At 38.9% G+C, this 20,304-nt stretch carries 19 protein-coding genes; 13 read left to right on the plus strand and 6 right to left on the minus strand.

Annotated elements, in window-relative coordinates; all coding sequences use genetic code 11:
* Nucleotides 1-28: 28 nt before the first annotated feature.
* Nucleotides 29-1,213, minus strand: a complete 1,185-nt coding sequence (locus H5157_RS05150; RefSeq protein WP_182724305.1) for a DUF1624 domain-containing protein — start codon at nt 1,211-1,213, stop codon at nt 29-31.
* A gap of 149 nt (nt 1,214-1,362) precedes the next feature.
* Complete coding sequence (locus H5157_RS05155; RefSeq protein WP_002960738.1) at nt 1,363-1,779, minus strand: MgtC/SapB family protein; 417 nt, start codon at nt 1,777-1,779, stop codon at nt 1,363-1,365.
* A 513-nt stretch (nt 1,780-2,292) separates the two neighbouring features.
* Here H5157_RS05155 and H5157_RS05160 point away from each other — a divergent pair.
* Nucleotides 2,293-2,667, plus strand: a complete 375-nt coding sequence (locus tag H5157_RS05160) for a hypothetical protein (RefSeq protein ID WP_008134020.1) — start codon at nt 2,293-2,295, stop codon at nt 2,665-2,667.
* Here H5157_RS05160 and fghA read toward each other — a convergent pair.
* Complete coding sequence (gene fghA / locus H5157_RS05165; RefSeq protein WP_024595630.1) at nt 2,621-3,463, minus strand: S-formylglutathione hydrolase; 843 nt, start codon at nt 3,461-3,463, stop codon at nt 2,621-2,623. The two genes, H5157_RS05160 and fghA, sit on opposite strands and share 47 nt — an antisense overlap.
* A gap of 72 nt (nt 3,464-3,535) precedes the next feature.
* Nucleotides 3,536-4,657, minus strand: a complete 1,122-nt coding sequence (locus H5157_RS05170; protein ID WP_002960732.1) for an S-(hydroxymethyl)glutathione dehydrogenase/class III alcohol dehydrogenase — start codon at nt 4,655-4,657, stop codon at nt 3,536-3,538.
* 134 nt (nt 4,658-4,791) lie between these two features.
* Here H5157_RS05170 and H5157_RS05175 point away from each other — a divergent pair, with 134 nt between their 5' ends.
* The 6 genes from H5157_RS05175 (at nt 4,792) to hflX (ending at nt 11,219) form a co-directional block, all read left to right on the plus strand.
* Nucleotides 4,792-5,664, plus strand: a complete 873-nt coding sequence (locus H5157_RS05175; protein WP_182694990.1) for a LysR family transcriptional regulator — start codon at nt 4,792-4,794, stop codon at nt 5,662-5,664.
* Between the two features lie 147 nt (nt 5,665-5,811).
* Nucleotides 5,812-7,029, plus strand: coding sequence for a lipoprotein-releasing ABC transporter permease subunit (locus tag H5157_RS05180; protein ID WP_024595632.1), 1,218 nt, complete (start codon nt 5,812-5,814; stop codon nt 7,027-7,029).
* Nucleotides 7,022-7,720, plus strand: a complete 699-nt coding sequence (gene lolD, locus H5157_RS05185) for a lipoprotein-releasing ABC transporter ATP-binding protein LolD (protein ID WP_007375330.1) — start codon at nt 7,022-7,024, stop codon at nt 7,718-7,720. Before H5157_RS05180 ends, lolD begins: the two co-directional genes overlap by 8 nt.
* Nucleotides 7,710-8,954, plus strand: a complete 1,245-nt coding sequence (locus H5157_RS05190; RefSeq protein WP_024595633.1) for a lipoprotein-releasing ABC transporter permease subunit — start codon at nt 7,710-7,712, stop codon at nt 8,952-8,954. The genes lolD and H5157_RS05190 overlap by 11 nt, the downstream gene beginning before the upstream one ends.
* Before the next feature lie 117 nt (nt 8,955-9,071).
* Nucleotides 9,072-9,542: a DUF1456 family protein gene (locus H5157_RS05195; RefSeq protein WP_182694991.1), complete on the plus strand. Its 471-nt coding sequence runs from the start codon at nt 9,072-9,074 to the stop codon at nt 9,540-9,542.
* A 327-nt stretch (nt 9,543-9,869) separates the two neighbouring features.
* Complete coding sequence (gene hflX, locus H5157_RS05200) at nt 9,870-11,219, plus strand: GTPase HflX (RefSeq protein WP_024595635.1); 1,350 nt, start codon at nt 9,870-9,872, stop codon at nt 11,217-11,219.
* 142 nt (nt 11,220-11,361) lie between these two features.
* On the opposite strand, the gene H5157_RS05205 is transcribed toward hflX, so the two are convergent.
* Complete coding sequence (locus H5157_RS05205) at nt 11,362-13,095, minus strand: AMP-binding protein (RefSeq protein ID WP_182724306.1); 1,734 nt, start codon at nt 13,093-13,095, stop codon at nt 11,362-11,364.
* Nucleotides 13,096-13,280: 185 nt separating this feature from the next.
* The gene (locus tag H5157_RS05210) at nt 13,281-13,727 is read right to left on the minus strand and encodes a DUF3010 family protein (protein WP_024595637.1); all 447 of its coding nucleotides are present in this window, start codon (nt 13,725-13,727) and stop codon (nt 13,281-13,283) included.
* Nucleotides 13,728-14,081: 354 nt separating this feature from the next.
* On the opposite strand from H5157_RS05210, the gene thrS reads away from it, so the two are divergent.
* From thrS to H5157_RS05240, 6 genes are all read left to right on the plus strand, one after another.
* Nucleotides 14,082-15,992, plus strand: a complete 1,911-nt coding sequence (thrS, locus tag H5157_RS05215) for a threonine--tRNA ligase (RefSeq protein ID WP_182724307.1) — start codon at nt 14,082-14,084, stop codon at nt 15,990-15,992.
* A 59-nt stretch (nt 15,993-16,051) separates the two neighbouring features.
* Nucleotides 16,052-16,612, plus strand: a complete 561-nt coding sequence (infC, locus tag H5157_RS05220) for a translation initiation factor IF-3 (protein ID WP_002960714.1) — start codon at nt 16,052-16,054, stop codon at nt 16,610-16,612.
* Between the two features lie 211 nt (nt 16,613-16,823).
* Nucleotides 16,824-17,024 carry a 50S ribosomal protein L35 gene (rpmI, locus tag H5157_RS05225; protein ID WP_002960713.1) on the plus strand — a complete coding sequence of 67 codons (201 nt, stop codon included), beginning with the start codon at nt 16,824-16,826 and terminating at the stop codon, nt 17,022-17,024.
* A gap of 15 nt (nt 17,025-17,039) precedes the next feature.
* Nucleotides 17,040-17,399 carry a 50S ribosomal protein L20 gene (gene rplT, locus H5157_RS05230; protein ID WP_002960711.1) on the plus strand — a complete coding sequence of 120 codons (360 nt, stop codon included), beginning with the start codon at nt 17,040-17,042 and terminating at the stop codon, nt 17,397-17,399.
* 441 nt (nt 17,400-17,840) lie between these two features.
* Nucleotides 17,841-19,658 carry a M14 family metallopeptidase gene (locus H5157_RS05235; RefSeq protein ID WP_182674173.1) on the plus strand — a complete coding sequence of 606 codons (1,818 nt, stop codon included), beginning with the start codon at nt 17,841-17,843 and terminating at the stop codon, nt 19,656-19,658.
* A gap of 1 nt (nt 19,659) precedes the next feature.
* Nucleotides 19,660-20,301: an MBL fold metallo-hydrolase gene (locus H5157_RS05240; protein ID WP_182724308.1), complete on the plus strand. Its 642-nt coding sequence runs from the start codon at nt 19,660-19,662 to the stop codon at nt 20,299-20,301.
* Nucleotides 20,302-20,304: the final 3 nt, after the last annotated feature.

The following is a 20,304-nucleotide window of genomic DNA, read 5'->3' on the forward strand; positions in this document are numbered from 1 at the left end:
AAATATTATGCGGGGTTTGTGTTTTTACTTATATATATTTAGCAATTAAGCTATGTTTGTGGCTTCGTTTCCAAACAATGTATCGCTTAGCGAGTAGGGTTGTTAGCCCTATTACAACGGTTATAAATAAAAGTGTTGCTGTGTAACTCATGCCATAACCTTCAGGCAAACCAACGAGAGTATCTGCGTAGGTCATATCGCTAAAATTAAAGCCAAGAATAGGTATAAGTAACCAAGCAATAGCATGTAATAAATACAAATGCACAAGGTATGAAAACATACTTGTTTTACCCAGTACTTGTAAAAAGTTATGCGAAAAATCGGTTTTTAAACCACTTAATGCCTTTAAAAAAATAAGCCCAAGGCCAACAGTAAGTAACATAAACTGCAGCGAAAGCGGATACTTTGTTGGGTTTAGAAACGACATAACAGTGAGTAATGAGCTTGTATGTATAGCAAACTGTGACATGTCACCGTATAAGTTAAACCCACGTAAAATGCCATAAAGCGCAAGGCAAGTAACCCCTAATAACAATGCGTGATTCATCACTTTTTTACTGTATTGTTGTGCTTTGTAATAAACACCAGCGCAATATGCCAATGCCATTAAGCCAACAATAGGGGCAACTGGGTAGGTTGTTCTAATTTGAAAATCAAAAGGGAGATCAAGTACATTTTTTTGATGTGCAATAGACCAAGCAGTATGTGCAAATGTATTAGGCTCAAAGCTTGTTCCATCAAATAAATTATGCCCAAACACGAGTAATAAGCCTGCTACAAAAATGGCATAAATGCCCAGGAAACGCAGCAGTCCTAAAATAACAAAGCCCCAGCCGATAGCCCAAATAACTTGTGCGTATAGCATTGGGTATAGTGGGTTAAAGCTCCAAGACCACGAAACAATAGTAAATTCAAACAAAATTAGCACTAAACCACGAATAATCAAGCTTTGTGAAAATGCTTTAGTGGATACATATTTATGCTCTGTTATAGCCGCAGATAGACCTGCTAAGAATACGAAGAGTGGTGCGCAAAAGTGAGAAACAAAACGCGTAAAAAAGGTAACGGGATCAGTCCCTGGAATGGTCATCGGATCGGTAACTGAGTAATTAAGGCAATAATACATACCATGGTCAATAACCATAAATATAATTATAATGCCCCGTAATATATCAATATGATGTAAGCGGTTATCGGTTGAAGGTAGCGACATAAGAGAGCTATATAGAGTGATTTAAAACTGTATTTATTATATGTTATATTGTATCAAATTGAAATCGTGTATTTATATTTTGCCAGTGATTATACACACGTAATACGACCAATATTTGCTCGCATTACTTGTAATGATACAGCTAATTATCACTTAAACTTTTTTACATACCTTAGCGTTATAAAATTAATAATGGCGAGCAAAATGGCTATTTCGTAACGGCTATAGGCTACAGCTATACCAATTAAGCCCATATTCCAAATACTGGCTGCGGTTGCTGTACCGGAGGTTGATTTGTTATTTTTCAAAATTGCGCCACCGCCAATAAAACCAATGCCAGTAATGATGCCTTGCAACATTTTAGATTGAGCTTCTGCGCCATCTAAAACCGACATCGCTATTAATGCATACCCACACGATGCAACAGCAACAAGAGGAAAGGTACGAAGGCCTGCACCATCATGGCTACGCTCTCTGTCGTAAGCCATAGGTAGCGCAAGTAGGTATGCAATACCTAAATGTATTAAGTTATCGATGATTTCATTCCACTGTAAATCAATTTCCATTATTGAGCCTATGCGGGTTAATTTTGTTAATAATAAGCAAACAGTGGGCCATTGCATAAATAACTAATAATCAATGGTTTATTGTAGGAAGCTGAGTTTAATAAAAATTATTGAGTAAACTTTTACATGTTTTTATTACTATTTTACGCGATAGTTAATTTGATCTGAGTTTTAAAGCCCCGTACTCTTTTATCATACCTAAAAGACACCTATGTGAACCTTTTGCCTTTAAATAAAACATTAATCACACCCACTAAACTTGAAAAAACAGCGTTACTATTTTGCGCTGGGTTATCTGTTTTTGCTTTTTTATTTCCTGAACTTCTCACAGAACACTTACAACCTACCATTAATAAAATTTTAGGTTATTTAGGGTCGCCATTTTTTATATTGCAGCTGGTGGGTGTTACAAGAAAGTTTATAAATGATTTTAGGTAGTAATACTTACATTTTTTTACAGAGTTACAATAAAAAACGTATACAATTTAGGTAATATTTTGTTAAGGATGAATGATGAAAACAATTATTGTACTTTTGTTTTTTTATTGCCTTTCTGGCTGTACAGTTGCGGGCGCTATTATTGATGGGCAAGCACAATCTCAGGCGCGTAATGATAAAAATAGTATTAGCCCGGCGCAGTCAACACCTTATAAAAACCCACTAGAGCCAGTACCTACAGATAAAAACGGATTTAACTTTACTGATATGGGATTAAAGATAGATTCGGCTCTTGTTAGCCTAGTTAAAGGGGAAAGCACTACTACGCAAGTATGTAGGCAGGTCACTAAAAGTCTAAAAGAGTGTGTAGAGGTAGAAAAGTCATCTCTACACACTAATGAGTCTAAGCAGTTAAAAACTGATGATGAAATAATAAGTGTTGGTCAATAAAGCTGCTTATAAAAAAGTAGCTATGGTCGTAGCCTGCTTGCATTTCAAGTGTAAGCGGGTAGCCTTTTTTATCTGCAATAGCGACTAAGTTTTCTGGCTTAAGTTGTTCTTGTAAAAAACCATCGGCATCACCTTGACTCACTAACATAGGTAAGTAATTAGCTTGCTCTGCGTTTTTCATCAGCTCGCAGCTGTCGTATTGCTTCCAAAGCGCTTTATCATTTCCTAAATAACCAGTAAATGCTTTTACACCCCAAGGGCATTCAATCGGATTTACAATAGGGCTAAAAGCCGAGGCACTTACAAACGCAGTCGGGTTTTTAAGTGCGACCATTAATGCACCGTGCCCGCCCATAGAGTGACCGCTAATTGCTTTTGTGCTTGTTACCGGAAAATGTTGCTCTATCAATGCTGGTAATTCACTAACAACATAATCGTACATATTAAAATGGGTGTTGTAAGGAGCTTGCGTGGCATTTACGTAAAAGCCTGCGCCTTGTGCAAAGTCGTAGCTGTCTTCATTGGGTACGTTTTCGCCACGCGGGCTAGTGTCAGGCGCTACAATAGCAATACCCAGCTCTGCTGCTTTTTTAAATGCACCGGCTTTTTGCATAAAATTTTCGTCGGTACAGGTTAATCCCGATAACCAATAAAGTACCGGTACTTTATTTGCTTCACTTGCGCCAGGTGGTAAAAATACGGCAAAGCGCATAGTGCAATGTGTACTTTGCGAGCTGTGAGTATATTGCTTATGCCAACCGCCAGACACTTTTACACTTGAGATATTTTCTAACATACTTAATCCTTAAAAGCCGTAAACTTAAAAGTATTACGGCTTATTAATAAGCTATTTTACGAATGCAGTTTATTAGTAATGAATGACTGTACGAATACTTTTGCCTTCGTGCATTAAATCAAACGCTTCGTTAATATCTTCAAGGCTCATTGTGTGAGTAATAAAGTCGCTAAGAGCAAATTCACCTGCCATGTAACGCTCAACAATTTCAGGGAGTTGTGAACGGCCTTTAACGCCACCAAATGCACTACCACGCCATACACGCCCAGTTACCAGCTGAAACGGACGGGTTGATATTTCTTGGCCTGCACCTGCCACACCAATAATGACCGACTCACCCCAACCTTTGTGGCAACACTCAAGCGCTGAGCGCATTACGTCAACATTACCGATACATTCAAACGAGTAGTCAACGCCGCCATCTGTCATTTCAACAATAACTTCTTGAATTGGCTTGTCGAAATCTTTTGGGTTAATTAAATCAGTAGCACCTAGTTTTGTAGCTAAATCGAATTTAGTGGTGTTTATATCAACACCGATAATACGCCCTGCACCAGCCATTTTTGCGCCAATAATCGCAGACAAACCAATACCGCCTAAGCCAAATATAGCAACAGTGTCGCCAGGCTTTACTTTAGCTGTGTTGGTAACTGCGCCCATGCCCGTTGTTACACCACAGCCTAGTAAGCAAATCTCTTCTAGTGATGCTTCTTTATTTACTTTAGCAAGTGAGATTTCTGGCAATACAGTGTACTCAGAGAAAGTTGATGTACCCATGTAGTGATAAATTGGTTGGCCATCTTTAAAAAAACGTGTAGTGCCGTCTGGCATTAGGCCTTTACCTTGTGTTTCGCGCACGGCTGAACACAGGTTAGTTTTACCTGAAGTACACATTTTACATACGCCACATTCTGCAGTGTATAAAGGAATAACATGATCCCCCACTTCAACACTCGTTACGCCTTCGCCAACTGCATAGACAACACCAGCGCCTTCGTGACCTAAAATAGCAGGAAATATGCCTTCAGGATCTTGTCCTGATAATGTAAATGCATCAGTATGACACACACCTGTAGCGGTAATTTTTACCATAACTTCGCCTTTTTTAGGCATCATCACATCAACTTCTTCAACACTAAGTGGTTGATTAGGACCCCAAGCAATGGCAGCTTTTGATTTAATAAATTCAGACATGTGTTTTATTTCCTTTAACTGGCTATTAAAAAATAATTGTAGACCCAATTTGCTTGGGTGATGGGCTTATTGTATTTGTTTCTCAAATAATGATAATCTCAATTTTATTAAAACACTTTTACAGTATAGTAATAATGGCACGTTGGGATGGAATTGATGAGTTTATAGCGGTTGGTGAAGAGGGCAGCTTTACTGCGGCTGCAAAAATGCTTGGGCTTTCGGTTGCGCATATTAGCCGCCATGTTACGGCGCTTGAGCAACGTTTAAATACCCAGCTTTTAACTCGTACTACTCGTAAAGTGGTTTTAACTAAAGAAGGTGAAGTGTACTTACATCAAATAAAGCACTTACAACACGCTATGGACGAGGCAACTCAAGGCCTTGCTCAGCAACAAAGTACGCCTAAAGGTAAAATAAAGCTCACAGCACCAGTTATGTACGGAGAGAGCTTTATTATGCCCATAGTGCATAATTTTATGAAGGAGCATCCCGAAGTAGAAGTTGTTGCCACACTAAGTAACGAGCAAGAAAACTTATTAGAGGGCGGATTTGATTTAGCCATAAGGTTAGGGCATTTAAAAGATTCGAGCTTAAAAGCGCGTAGGTTAAGTGCGCGGCGTTTTATTATGTGCGCTGCACCGCAGTATTTAACGCGATTTGGTGAGCCGCATACTTTAGGCGAGCTAAACAGCCATGAATGTTTAATTGGGAATAGTAGCTACTGGCGCGTAAACGAAAATGGGCGCGATAAACACATTAAAATAGCAGGGCGGCTACAGTGTAATAGTGGTTGGGCGCTGGTGGATGGCGCAAAAAAGGGGCTCGGTATTGTACAACTCCCAGACTACTACATTGAAAACGAAATTAACTCAGGGCAATTGGTGCCTATTTTAACACCCTATCAACCACAGCAAGAAGGGGTATGGGGCGTATATCCACCAAGGCAGTTTGTGGCGACTAATGTACGGGTATTGCTCGATTATTTAGTTAAAGGGCTGAAAGCTTAATCGCGAATTAATGGTTAAGCATGTATTGCTGTAAATATAGCCAAGTATCAGATTTTTAAATTATTTCTTACATTTTACGCCATACCCAAAGGCACTTTTTTCGTGCTACTATTGCTCAATACTTTTACGATAAGTGTTAAAAATAATATGTTTCAACCGGTTAGCTTATTTATAGGGCTTAGATATAGTCGCTCCTCTAAAGGAAATGCGTTTATATCGTTTATTTCGTTTTTTTCTATTGCCGGTATCGCTATTGGTTTAATGGCATTATTTACGGTAAGCAGTGTAATGAACGGGTTTGAAAATAGCCTAAAAACCAATATGCTTGGACTTATTCCGCATGTTGAAGTTAGCGCAGGTAAACACACTGCCACCCAAATGGGCACCCTTAAAACCGACCTCGAACAATCTCCTTATGTTGATCATGTAAGCTTATATCGCCACGGCGAAGCTATTTTGCAAACGAATAAAGACTTGCACGGCGTTTTACTACAAGGCCTTTATAACGACAGCGGGTCTTTGTATAAAATTACCGATAAAATAGTGCAAGGCGATTGGAAAACTGTATTAAACAAAAATTACAACATTGCTATAAGCCGTTATTTGAGTCGTAAATTAGGCGTTAGCGTGGGTGATAAGCTTCGCGTTATTATGCCTAATGCTTCAACATATACACCTCTTGGGCGAGTACCCAGCCAGCGTTTATTTAAAGTGGCCGCAATATACGAAACCGGATCTGAGATAGATATGGCACTTGCGTTTACAAGTGGCGCTTCACTACAACGGGTATTAAAGCTGGATAAAAACACTGCCCCAAATTTAAGTGTTTCATTGCACGAACCTTTCGAACTAGATGAGTTTATTGAAGCAAGCCAGCGTATTTTACAAGATCATAATTATAGTGATTGGCGCAGTACCCAAGGTACTCTATTTGCAGCCGTTGCTATGGAAAAGCGCATTATGTCTATGTTGCTTGCCCTCATTGTATTGGTGGCTGTATTTAATATTGTATCGGCATTAACCATGATGGTAAGCGAAAAACAAGGTGAAGTGGCCATACTACAAACGTTAGGTTTAACGCCTTCGCAAGTGCAAAAAGTGTTTATGGTGCAAGGCTTATATAACGGCGTAATTGGTACAGCAATAGGCGCATTTTTAGGTGTAATATTTAGTTTATATATAAATGAGCTACTTGCATTAGTGGGCTTAAACTTATTGGCAGGTATAGAGCTTCCGGTAAAATTTGATATTTTGAGTTTAGTAATAATAGCGTTTGCCAGTATTGCTATGAGCTTTTTAGCTACCTTATATCCTGCGCGTAAAGCCGCAAAAGTAAAACCAGCAGAGGTATTACGTTATGAATGATTTAGTAATTAGTTGTGAAAATTTAAGTAAAGTTTATCAAGATGGCAGCAACCAAGTTGAAGTATTAAAAGGTGTTGATTTAGCGCTGCAGCAAGGTGAAATGCTCGCTATTGTAGGGAGTTCTGGCTCTGGTAAAAGTACGCTTTTACACATACTTGGCACATTAGATACCGCAAGCTCAGGTAGCGCTAAAATTAAAAACCAAGAAGTTGCAAAACTTTCGCGAACAGAGCAAGCCGCATTTAGAAACCAAAACTTGGGCTTTATCTATCAATTTCATCACTTATTAATGGAGTTTAGCGCAGTCGAAAACGTGGCTATGCCATTATTAATTAAAGGCTTGAGTGCAAAAGAAGCCAAAGCTCAAGCGCTCGATATGCTCGAAAAAGTAGGCCTTGCACATCGCAGCTCGCATAAACCGTCTGCGCTTTCTGGTGGAGAGCGCCAACGCGTGGCTATTGCCCGTGCACTGGTTACAAAACCTGCGCTTGTGCTTGCTGATGAACCAACCGGTAATTTAGATAAACAAAATGCGATTAAAATTTACGATTTAATTAATGAGCTTAACCAAAGCTTAAACACCAGTTTTGTGGTAGTTACACACGATTTAGAACTTGCCGATAAGCTGGGCAAAATAGCTTATTTAGACGATGGAAAACTAGCTATTAAAGAGTCGCAGCATGTTGCTTAGTGCATTTTTAAGTAAACGTTTTAGAGCCTATTCAGGCCACAAAGATGAAAAAAACGGCTTTGTTAGTTTTATCGCTAAAGCGTCCACTATTGGTATTTTATTAGGTGTCGCGGTTTTAATTGTGGCGCTGTCGGTAATTAATGGTTTTGAGCAGCAACTAGTACATAGATTACTAAGTGTTGTGCCACAGGTTGAATATGTAGCACCAAGTAGACCCATCGCGAATTGGTCGCAAAAAATTGAGGATTTACAAACACAACCGCATGTAACAGGGGCTGCGCCATTTATTGCAGTGAATGGGATGGCGCAATATAAAAGCCAGCTAAAAGCGATAAAAATTCGAGGTGTAGAGCCATCGCTCGAGAGTAATGTATCGGCGGTAAATCAGTTTACCAGTGGTAAATTAGTCAGCCAGCTAGGCCTTGACGATGTAATTTTAGGTAAACAAATAGTAAAACAGTTAGACGCCAAAGTAGGCGATAACATTACATTACTTATTCCGCAAATTAGTCAAAAAGGTCAATCATTATTAGCGCCTAAACGCGTAACACTTAACCTTGCAGGTGTTATAGAAATGGGCGGACCGATTGATAGTACCGCTGCATTTATACATCTTAACAAAGCACAGCAAACATTGGGTTACGATGAAACCCAAGTAACAGGGCTGCGTTTAAGTGTTGATGATGTGTTTTCGGCGCATCAAATAGCGCTAAGAGTGGGCCAAACTATTGACGACTACGTGTATATTTCTAGTTGGTTTAGAACCCAAGGCAGCCTTTATCAAGATATTCAAATGGTGCGTACCATTGTTTATATTGTGGTGTTTTTAATTATAGCGGTAGCCAGTTTTAATATTGTATCGTCCTTGGTGATGGAAGTACGCGAAAAACAAGGCAATATCGCAATTTTAAAAACCATGGGCGCGAAAGACAGTACTATTTTAGCCACCTTTGTAATGCAAGGCTTAATGCAAGCATTTGTAGGCGTGGCACTAGGGACACTAATTGGCGTGGTATTAGCGCTTAATATAAGTGAGCTTTTTACGTGGATAAGCCAATTATTTGGAGCCAATCCGCTTGAGGGCGTTTATTTTATAGAGTTTTTACCAAGTAAATTAGTACTTGAAGACATTGGTATTACAGTGATTGTTACGTTTGTGCTTGCGATACTTGCCACTATTTATCCTGCATGGCAAGCAACGCGCGTAGATCCTGCCAAGGTGCTTGGTAACTAGGTATAAGAAGCTCAGATAAAAATTTATAGGGTGGTATTAGTAAACCTGTTAAACTAGGTGCTTATATAAAATTAAGCAATAACTGCTTGGTTGCTATACCTCACTTTGGGATTTACTTTGACTAATAACGATATTTTACGCCGCATTCGCTACACTTTTAACTTAACTGATACTGCTATGGTCAATGTTTTTGCATCAGCAGAGCATACGGTCACCAAAGAGCAAGTAATTGCATGGTTAACTAAAGAAGGTGAAGAGGCTTTTACCCCAATAAGTGATACTGAGTTTGCAAGCTTTTTAAATGGGTTTATTAATACCCAACGTGGCAAACGCGAAGGTGAGCAACCAGAGCCAGAGAAAAAGCTAAACAACAATATTATCTTTATGAAGCTACGTATTGCTTTAAATATGAAAGCAGAAGATGTTATAGCAACACTTGCACTTGTTGATTTTGATTTAAGTAAGCATGAGTTAAGCGCATTTTCTCGTAAAGTAGATAACAAACATTACCGTGTTTGTAACGATCAAATATTACGTTTGTTTTTAACCGGCGTACAAAAGCAGCATCGTCCAGAAGAGTCTGCTTAGTAACTGGTTTTAGCTAATTAGCTTTTAGTTAATGGGCTTGTGTAGGTGCAATGCTACATAAAGCCTATTATCAATGGTAAACCCCAACACTTAATAATTAAATACATTTATAACAACACCAAGTTACTTATTGGTTTACTTGCGTGTAAAAATTATATTGCCCCCGCACAAATAGTTCACAGATTAACGCTAATTTTGGCAAAATAAAGATAATAATTGCATTCGTAAGCTATAACGCTGTAAAGCTCGGTCATAACAGCGTAGGATCAAGTTACTTTCGAATGAAAATTAGGTTTGCACTTTAGGTGCATTAACATATAAAAAATTATGCAACTAACTGCAAAACCATCACTTCCTAATGCGTTACTTATTTCTATTAGTACACCACAATTTAAAGGCGACGAAGCAACAGAATCGCTTGCAGAGCTTGCTCGTTTGGTAACTACATTAGGCTTTAAAGTAGTAGGTACACAATCGCAAAAGCAAAGTTCTACCCAAAAAGTTAATGTACTGGGCTCAGGAAAACTAGCTGAAATAGCACACCTTACCGGCAATAAAGGGATGGTTGAAAACGAGCAAGAAGATGATTTACTTGATGAAGACCCTTTAACCGAAATATCCTCAGAAATTCCATCAAACGATTTAGAGTTTGCATGTGCCGATGTAGTGGTATTTGACTGCGATTTAACGCCTTCTCAACTGCGTAATGTTGAGAACCAATTAGGTGTAGAAGTATTTGATCGCACTGGTATTATCATTGAAATATTTAGCCGTCATGCGCGTACTAAAACTGCAAAATTACAAGTTGAAATTGCTCGCCTTAATTATGTCGCGCCACGGCTTCGTGAAACATCAACAGGTGATAAAGAACGCCAAATGGGTAAAGGTGCGGGTGAAACCACACTTGAGCTAAATCGCCGTAAGGTGCGCGATCAGTTAGCAGAATTAAAGCGCGAACTTGTTAGTGTTCAAGATGTAATGATGGACAGACGTACGCAGCGCTCTGAGCTATTCTCAGTGGCTTTAATTGGTTATACCAATGCGGGCAAGTCATCAATGATGCGCGCAATTACAGGTAGTGATGTAGAAGGCGAAAACAAACTTTTTGCAACGCTAGATACCACTGTTCGCGCGCTGTATCCGATTACCCAGCCTCGTATATTGGTTTCAGATACGGTTGGTTTTATTAAAAAATTACCTCATGATTTGGTTGCTTCATTTCATTCAACGCTCGCTGAGGCACATGATGCGTCGTTACTGTTATATGTTGTAGATGCTTCAGATCCTTCTTTTCGCTCACAACTTGAAGTAGTACATAAAGTACTGGCAGAAGTTGGGGTAGAAGGTAGCAAAAAATTATTAGTACTGAATAAGTCAGACCAATTAAGTACTGATCAACAGCAGTCGCTAATGGATGAGTTTCCTGATGCGATGATGACCTCTACACGTAATCCAGATGATATTAGTAAACTGCACAAATACATTATTGGTATTGCTCAAGAGGACATGATTGAAGAAGAGATTGTTATACCGTACACAGCTAAAGGTATTGTGGGCGAAATCCGATCGAGTATGAGTGTTGTTAAAGAAGAATATGAATACAGCCATATTAAATTAACAGTGCGCTCGAGTGCGATTGATTTAGAACGTTTAAAAAAGAGAATGTTGAATTTATAATAAATTCAGTACATAAAAAGCACAGCCAATTGGCTGTGCTTTTTAGTATTAGTCCTAACATACGTAAATTTAGCGCTGCTAGCTCTGAACATAGCTCTGAGATAAATTCCCTACCCAGAGCCTCAGTTACTTAAAGACGAAACTAGGAAAAAGCGTTGTCGCTTAGCTCTTCTTGCATTTGCTCGCGCATTTTAAATTTTTGCAGTTTACCTGTTACTGTCATTGGGTAGTTTTCTACGAAACGGATATGTCGTGGCATTTTAAAGTAGGCTAGTTTGTCTTTTAAAAAGTCACGAATTGCTTGCTCATCAAGTACAGCATCTTCTTTTGGTTGGATCCAAGCGCACACTTCTTCGCCATACTTTTCATCGGTTATACCAAATATGGCAGCATCTTGAATGCCAGGGTAGGTGTAAAGTACTTCTTCTATTTCTCGAGGGTAAATGTTTTCGCCGCCGCGAATAATCATATCTTTTATACGCCCAACAATCGTAACAAACCCTTCTGTATCCATGACACCTAAATCGCCAGAGTGCAGCCAACCTTCGTCATCTATTGTGGCTTTTGTTTTAGCTTCGTCATTCCAATAGCAGCGCATTATGCCTGCACCTTTACTACACACTTCGCCAGGTTGACCAATTTTTTGAATGTTACCCAGCTCGTCAATTATTTTAACCTCGGTATGGGCAAGTGCGCGGCCAACCGTTGTTACTTGCCGCTCTATTGAAGAGTCTGTTTCGGTAATGTTGTTTATGGGGCTGCACTCCGTTTGCCCGTAAGCAATCAGTATTTGATGCATGTTCATTTGTGTTTGTACTTTGCGCATTACTTGCTCTGGGCATGTAGAGCCTGCCATTACACCCGTGCGTAAAGTACTTAGGTCATAATCGTTAAAGTTACTCAGCTCAAGCTCACTAATAAACATAGTAGGTACACCGTGCAGCGCTGTACATCCTTCTTGTTGAACTACATCAAGCGTGGTTTTTGCATCGAACGAATCACTAGGGTAAATGGCTGCTGCACCTTTACTAACACACAATAAGCTACCCAATACCATTGCAAAGCAATGATATAACGGGATAGGGATACATAACTTGTCATCGCTCGTAAAGTGCATAGATTCGGCGACGAATAGCGCATTATTTAAAATATTTTTATGAGTGAGCGTTGCGCCTTTTGGGTTGCCTGTTGTACCTGATGTAAATTGTATATTGATGTCTTGATCAGCATTTAAGTTTTCACCTATTGCTTTTAATTCAAGCTCATGAGCTGCTGTTGGCAAGTTAATAACATCATTAAAAGAGTGCATACCAGGAGATGCTTCATCGCCAATGCGGATTATATTTTTAAGAGTGGGTAGTGCTTTTAAATTAAGTGTGTACTTATCGCAAGTTGCAAGTTCTGGCGCTAAACCATTAAGCATTTCTAAGTAATCACTGCCTTTAAAATTTGATGCTGTGATTAGAGTTGAGCATTCAACACTATTTAAAGCATATTGTAATTCGTTAGGACGATATGCCGGGTTGATGCACACCATTATTGCGCCAATTTTTGCCGTTGCAAATTGGGTTAAGCACCACTCAATATTATTAGGAGACCAAATACCAACGCGCTCACCTGGTTTTACGCCAAGGGCAAGTAACCCTTTAGCAAGCTGATTAACTTCTTTTTGAAATTCTTTATACGTTAATCTAATACCTTGGTGATGAACTACAACAGCTAACGCCTCTGGGTTTTTGTCGACAATGAAGTCAAAGTAATGGCCTATAGTTGAATTTGTTAAAGGTGTGCTTTGTATACCTTTAAAGTAGCTTTGAGATAACGGCAAGTGATTTATTTGCTCTACTTCTTTTACCGGGGTAGTGTTTGTGTGCATTGCTCTCTCCATGAAAATGTGTGTGAGTTATGTAAACTACAAAGTTAAAATAAACACATATTGTCGACAAAGAGAAGTGTGGTTAGACTAATGTATTATTAGATTAATAAAAGCTAATACTACTTTTTAGACACAAAAAAACGCGTCTTACAATGTAAGTACGCGTTTTTAAACGAGTAATGATTTTACATTTCGTCGCTGCGGTATGTTTTTTTCATGATATAAACGTAAGCGTTTACAAAAGCATTTTCTTGGTACTTTTTAAGGCCTGTTTCTTCAAAATCAATAGGGATGGGGTTGCGTTTTAACTGCTCTTTAACTTCAGTTGTAGTAAATAAACGTACATCTAAGTTGTTGATTAATTGAATTGCAGTTTCCATTTTAAAGCCTTTTGCACTGCCAGCAAATTTACCTTTAGGCTGACGCTCACGAATTGCAACAGAATCAATTTGGTAATCTTGCATTAGTTTTGCAAAATCGAATTGAAATTTACGCATTACTTCAGTGTCGTTACCGTTACCTAAGGTAAAGCGTGTTTGGCGCACATCGCGAATATCAAATACGTCATTATCTTTACTTAAAATACAAAGTAGTACATCACTACCGGTAATTTCTACACCACATGTTCTCATGTCTATTCTCTAAAATAACTTAATTACGCAGTATTATACGCAACGCACATTAAAATGCGAGTGTGGGTATAGCTGTAGGCGCGTAATTAATGCATTGATGCTTTTATATTTTAATAAAATGATTTTTTTGCTTTAAAAGCTACATTTTGTGGATAAAACGGGTCGATTTCACCCCTTTAAACTTGTAATTAAATGCGCGGCACGCGACAATATATCTTTGTAGTTGAATAGACTCCTCATCTACATATATTAGTCAATGCTTATTCGTAAAAGCGTTGTCGAGTCATTCTCATTTAATTTATTAAAAATACACGTGATACATTGTAGGTGTCACCACTGTAGCAAGGATTTATAATGCCAGTTATTACTCTTCCAGACGGAAGTCAACGTAGTTTTGAAAACCCTGTAAGCACGCTTGATGTTGCAAACGACATTGGTCCTGGTTTAGCTAAAGCGACCATTGCGGGCCGTGTAAATGGCGACCGTGTTGATGCATGTGATTTAATTAGTGATGACTCTCGTCTTGAGATCATTACCGCTAAAGACGATGACGGCCTTGAAATCATTCGTCACTCTTGTGCTCACTTAATCGGTCATGCAGTTAAGCAACTTTTCCCAGACGCAAAAATGGCAATTGGTCCTACCATTGATAACGGTTTTTACTACGATATCGATATGGAACACTCACTATCACAAGATGATCTTGAAGCAATTGAAAAGCGTATGCTGCAACTTGCAAAAACCAACTACGACGTAGTGAAAAAAACAGTAAGCTGGCAAGAAGCACGCGATACATTTGAAGCGCGTGGCGAAACATACAAAATAGAAATTTTGGACGAAAACATCGCTAAAGATGACCGTCCTGGGTTATATCATCACGAAGAATATGTAGACATGTGTCGTGGACCTCACGTTCCTAACATGAAATTTTGCCAAAACTTTAAAATAATGAAAGTGGCGGGTGCATATTGGCGTGGTGATTCAGAAAACAAAATGCTACAACGCATTTACGGCACCGCGTGGGGCGATAAAAAGCAACTTAAAGCGTATTTAAAGCGCCTTGAAGAAGCTGAAAAACGCGATCACCGTCGTATTGGTAAAGCGCTTGATTTATGGCATTGGCAAGAAGAAGCGCCAGGCATGGTATTTTGGCACAACGATGGTTGGAGCATTTACCGCGAGCTTGAAGAATTTGTACGTGAAAAATTACGCGAATATGAGTACGAAGAAGTAAAAGGTCCAATGATGATGGACCGTTCACTTTGGGAAAAATCAGGTCACTGGGAAAAATATTCAGAAGCAATGTTTACCACTGAGTCTGAAAAACGTGAATACGCAATTAAACCAATGAACTGCCCTGGTCACGTGCAAATCTTTAACCAAGGTTTAAAATCGTACCGTGATTTACCACTTCGTATGGCTGAATTTGGTTGTTGTCACCGTAATGAACCATCAGGTGCACTACACGGTTTAATGCGTGTACGTGGCTTTACACAAGATGACGCTCACATTTTCTGTACTGAAGAGCAGATAATGGACGAAGTTTCAGCGTGTATTAAGATGGTTTATGATACATATGAAACATTTGGTTTTGAGAAAATTGTTGTTAAGCTATCTACTCGCCCAGAACAACGCATTGGTGAAGACCATATGTGGGATAAAGCAGAACTTGCTTTAGCCGAAGCTCTTAAGCTAAATGACATAGAATTTGATTACCTACCAGGTGAAGGTGCTTTTTACGGTCCTAAGATTGAATTTACTTTGTACGATTGTTTAGACAGAGCGTGGCAGTGTGGTACAGTGCAATTAGACTTTGCATTACCGGGTCGTTTAGGTGCTACTTATGTAGCAGAAAATAACGAGCGTCGTACACCTGTAATGATACATCGTGCTATTTTAGGTTCTATTGAACGCTTTATTGGCATTTTAACTGAAGAGTACGCTGGTTTATTCCCGACGTGGCTTGCACCAAAGCAAGTGGTAATTATGAATATTACCGATAAACAGGCTCCTTATGTTAAAGAAGTTGTACAAAAATTAAATAAACTTGGAATTAGAGCCGCTGCTGACTTGAGAAATGAGAAGATTGGCTTTAAAATCCGTGAGCATACACTGAAGCGTATTCCATATTTACTTGTTGTTGGCGATAAAGAAGTTGAACAGCAAGAAGTAGCAGTGCGTACTCGCACAGGTGAAGACCTTGGCAAATTTAATGTTGATGATTTTGTAGCTAAAATTAGTGAAGAAATTAAAAATCGACAGTAAAAATCGAGCGTGTAAGGCATTAACAAACAGCCATTTACACGCTTATATTATTGATATTCTTGGAGGAACGTACTATTAGAGGCGGCAAGAAAGGGCAACAAACAGCTCAAAAAAATCGTATTAACGAAGAAATTACAGCGCAAGAAGTTCGTTTAATTGACATTGAAGGCGAACAAGCTGGAATTCAGTCATTACAAGACGCGCAAACTATGGCCGATGCAGCGGGTGTTGATCTTGTTGAGATCAGTCCAAACGCTGAGCCGCCTGTTTGTAGAATCATGGACTACGGTAAGTTCATCTTTGAAAAAAGCAAAGAACTAAAAGAGCAGAAGAAGAAGCAAAAGCAAATCCAGATAAAAGAAATCAAATTCCGTCCTGGTACGGATGAAGGTGATTATCAGGTTAAGCTTCGCAACTTACGTAAGTTCTTAGAAGCTGGTGATAAAGCTAAGATTACTATCCGCTTCCGTGGTCGTGAAATGGCTCACCAAGAAATTGGTATAGAATTATTAAACCGTATCAAAGCCGATTTAGAAGAGCTTGCAGTAGTTGAGTCCTTCCCAAATCGTGTTGAAGGCCGCCAAATGGTTATGATGATGGCGCCTGTTGCTAAAAAATAATTTTTAAGCGATAATACGCACCGAAATTAGCTCAGGTCTGCAAGCAATATGCGAATATTCACCTGAGTTAACCGGTCTTAAAGCAAGATTGCGGCATTTATGTTGGGTCTTCACCGGAACATGGCAGTAAGTTAGGCCTAAAAGTGGAGCTATAGAATTATATCTCACGCCTGCTTACTAATTTAAAAGCAATACAATTGGAGTTATTGCAATGGCTTATAAGCTAAAAAGTCACAGTGGCGCTGCTAAGCGTTTCAAAAAGACTGCTTCTGGCGGTTTCAAGCGTAAACAAGCGCATCTTCGTCATATTCTGACTAAGAAAACTTCTAAGCGTAAGTTACACCTACGTCCTAAGATGATGGTTCATAAAAATGACCATGGTCTAGTTTCACGTATGTTACCGTTCGCTTAATAGGGGTTTTTAGAAATGGCAAGAGTTAAACGCGGCGTTGTCGCACGTGCACGTCACAAAAAAGTTTTAAAACAAGCAAAAGGTTACTACGGAGCACGTTCACGTGTTTACCGCGTAGCTTTCCAGGCTGTTACTAAAGCGGGTCAATACGCTTACCGTGACCGTCGTGCGAAGAAACGTACTTTCCGTCAATTATGGATTGCACGTATCAATGCTGCTTCACGTCAAAATGGTCTGTCTTACAGCCGTTTTATCAATGGTCTTAAAAAGACTTCTGTAGAAATCGATCGTAAGATCCTTGCAGATATCGCTGTTTACGACCAAGTTGCATTCGCAGCGCTTGTAGAAAAAGCAAAAGAAGGCCTAGCCGCTTAAGCTTTTTTATATAAGTATTAAAAAGGAGCCTATGGCTCCTTTTTTTGTGCCTGTAATTTAGTAACTTAACCCAATGAGTAATACTAATTCGCTTAATTAAATGATCTATTTTGAGGGCGGAAAAACGTGTTGATAGCTAGGCAAAAAATTCGCTATTTAGTTGTTCTCAGCAATTGCTCCCGCATTGCTCTACCTTCTGCATCCATGCAGTCATAAATGAGAGTTTTTTAACGCAGGTAGCGACATGTTTAGCCCCGCAAAATGATTAAGTATTATTGCACATTGGTATAATACTTAATAAGGTTATAAAGCCTAAAAACACAGGTGTGAATGAGTGAAATGTATTTGGCTGCATTTTTTTGTTGAATCACCGCAGTTTCCTCATTATAAAAAATTTAGTTGATATAATTTATATAATTAAGGCGTTTGTTAGAGAATTTTATGTTTGCAAGTTTACTCATTTTATCTGCAAGTGTGGCGTATGACGCACACTTACCTCCACTCATTGAGTGGCAGGGGAAAAGCGTAGAGCTTTTACAAAAACAAGGGCCGTTAACTACTGACTTTGAGTTATCTGCAGGTGAAGCGTCGCCCGATTATGCAAATACAATGGCATTTGTAGATAGGTTAGTTGCTGCAAACCCTACTCAGTTTCAATCTCAAACCATTGGCTATAGTAATAGTAAGCGTGCAATAAAAATGCTAATTGCCAGTGAGCAAGGTTTTTTTGAAGCAAGGCAAATGGCTAATAGCACTAAGCCAACTATTTTTATCCAGGCAGGAATACATTCTGGTGAAATAGACGGTAAAGATGCCATGTTTATGTTACTCAGAGATATAGCGACGGGTAAGCGCCGTGACATTTTAAAAAAGGTAAACATATTATTTATTCCTATTTTAAATGTAGATGGCCACGAACGTAGCAGTGCATTCAATCGCATTAATCAACGGGGCCCTGCAAAAATGGGCTTTAGAACAAATGCTAATAACCTTAATTTAAATCGTGATTTTACTAAATTAGATACCCCAGAAGTTAGAAGTGTTTTAAAGGTTATTAACGACTACAACCCAAATTTATACATTGATGTACACGTTACCGACGGCGCAGATTACCAATACGATGTGACTTATGGTTACAATCCGGTATTTTCGAGCGAATCGCCTGCGGTATCAGATACATTAAACCAGTTTTTTAAACCTCTCATTGACGATACGCTAGCGAAGCAAGGACACATCCCAGGACCACTTGTTTTTGTTATGGACAAGCGCGACTTTAAAAAAGGGTTAGCGGGCTGGGTTGCTACGCCACGTTTTTCAAATGGTTGGGGGGATTTAAAGTCATTGCCGACTATTTTAGTCGAAAATCATTCATTGAAGCCTTACAAGCAACGTGTATTGGGAACTTATGTATTTTTAGATGGTGCTATTACTGCGCTATCAAAGCACAGTCATGAATTAGCTAATGCAGTAAAAAAAGAACAAGAATTTGTTCCTAAACAGTTAATAGTAAAGCGTGGCTATGCCAAGCAAGCTGATACGATTGCGCAGTTTAAAGGTATTGAATATTCATCAAGCATGAATTCACTTTCGGGTCAAAATGAAGTGAAGTATTTGGGTAAAGCACATACATATACTGACTTACCTATTTATTGGCAAAAAGATGTACAACATACAGTTGAAGTACCTAAAGCTTTTTTTATTCCGCCTGTATATAGCAACATTATTGAGAAACTAAAGTTACATGGTGTCTCTATTAATAAACTTGAAGGGGCAAACACACAGCCTTTGAAAGTTGCAAAGGTGGCTGACTACACGTTTGATAAAGCACCATTTGAAGGGCGTTTTAGAGTATCAGCAACTTTTGATTACGTCCCTGCTATAAATGTAGATTTAGATGGTTGGTATCAAGTCAATACTCAACAAAAAGCAGGTGAGCTTGCTGTGCATTTATTGCACCCAGAAGCTCCTGATTCATTTTTTGCGTGGGGTGAGTTTAATACTATTTTTCAGCGTACCGAGTACATGGAAAACTATGCGCTAATTCCGTATGCACGCCAAATGCTAAAAGATAACCCAAAGCTTGCGCTTAAGTTTGATGAAAAACTTAAAGATAAATCATTCGCGAGTGACGCAGAAGCTCGATTAAACTGGTTATATGAACAAAGTCCATTTTATGATCAAGCGTACTTAAAGTATCCAATACTTATGTCATTCGAAGAAGAAGTTGTTATTCCAGATCAAAAAAGTAAAGAAATTTAATATGGAAATCATAACTATACCTGTCACTGCCTTTGCACAAAACAGCCGTATTATTTGGTGTAGCGAAACTAAACACGCTGTGGTTATCGACCCAGGTGGCGACACTGATAAAATAATAATGGTCCTTAATGAGCATAAACTAGCATTAAGTGCTATTTGGTTAACGCACGGGCATTTAGATCATGTGGGTGGGGCTGATATTTTACGAAATCAATTTAACGTACAAATTATTGGTCCACAAAAAGATGAGTACTTTTGGTTTGAAAACTTACCTATGCAAGCACAGATGTTTGGATTTAAACCCATTGAACCGTTTTATCCGGATATTTGGCTAAACCATAATGACACCGTGAGCGTAGGTAAACTTAGCTTTTTAGTGAAACATTGCCCGGGGCATACACCCGGTCATATAGTGTTTTACCAACCAGACTATGAGTGCGTTATTGTCGGTGACGTTATTTTTAAAGGCTCAGTAGGGCGCACTGACTTTCCTAAGGGGAACAGTGAACAACTTATAGAGTCGATTAAGACGCATATTTTAACCTTACCTGATAATACTAAAATATTGGCAGGACATGGTAGCGACACTACGGTGGGGTTTGAAAAGAAAACAAATCCTTTTGTAAGTGGTAAGTTTGGTTAAGTT

Source organism: Pseudoalteromonas sp. SG43-3 (genome assembly GCF_014164385.1).
Classification (GTDB): Bacteria; Pseudomonadota; Gammaproteobacteria; order Enterobacterales; family Alteromonadaceae; genus Pseudoalteromonas; species Pseudoalteromonas distincta.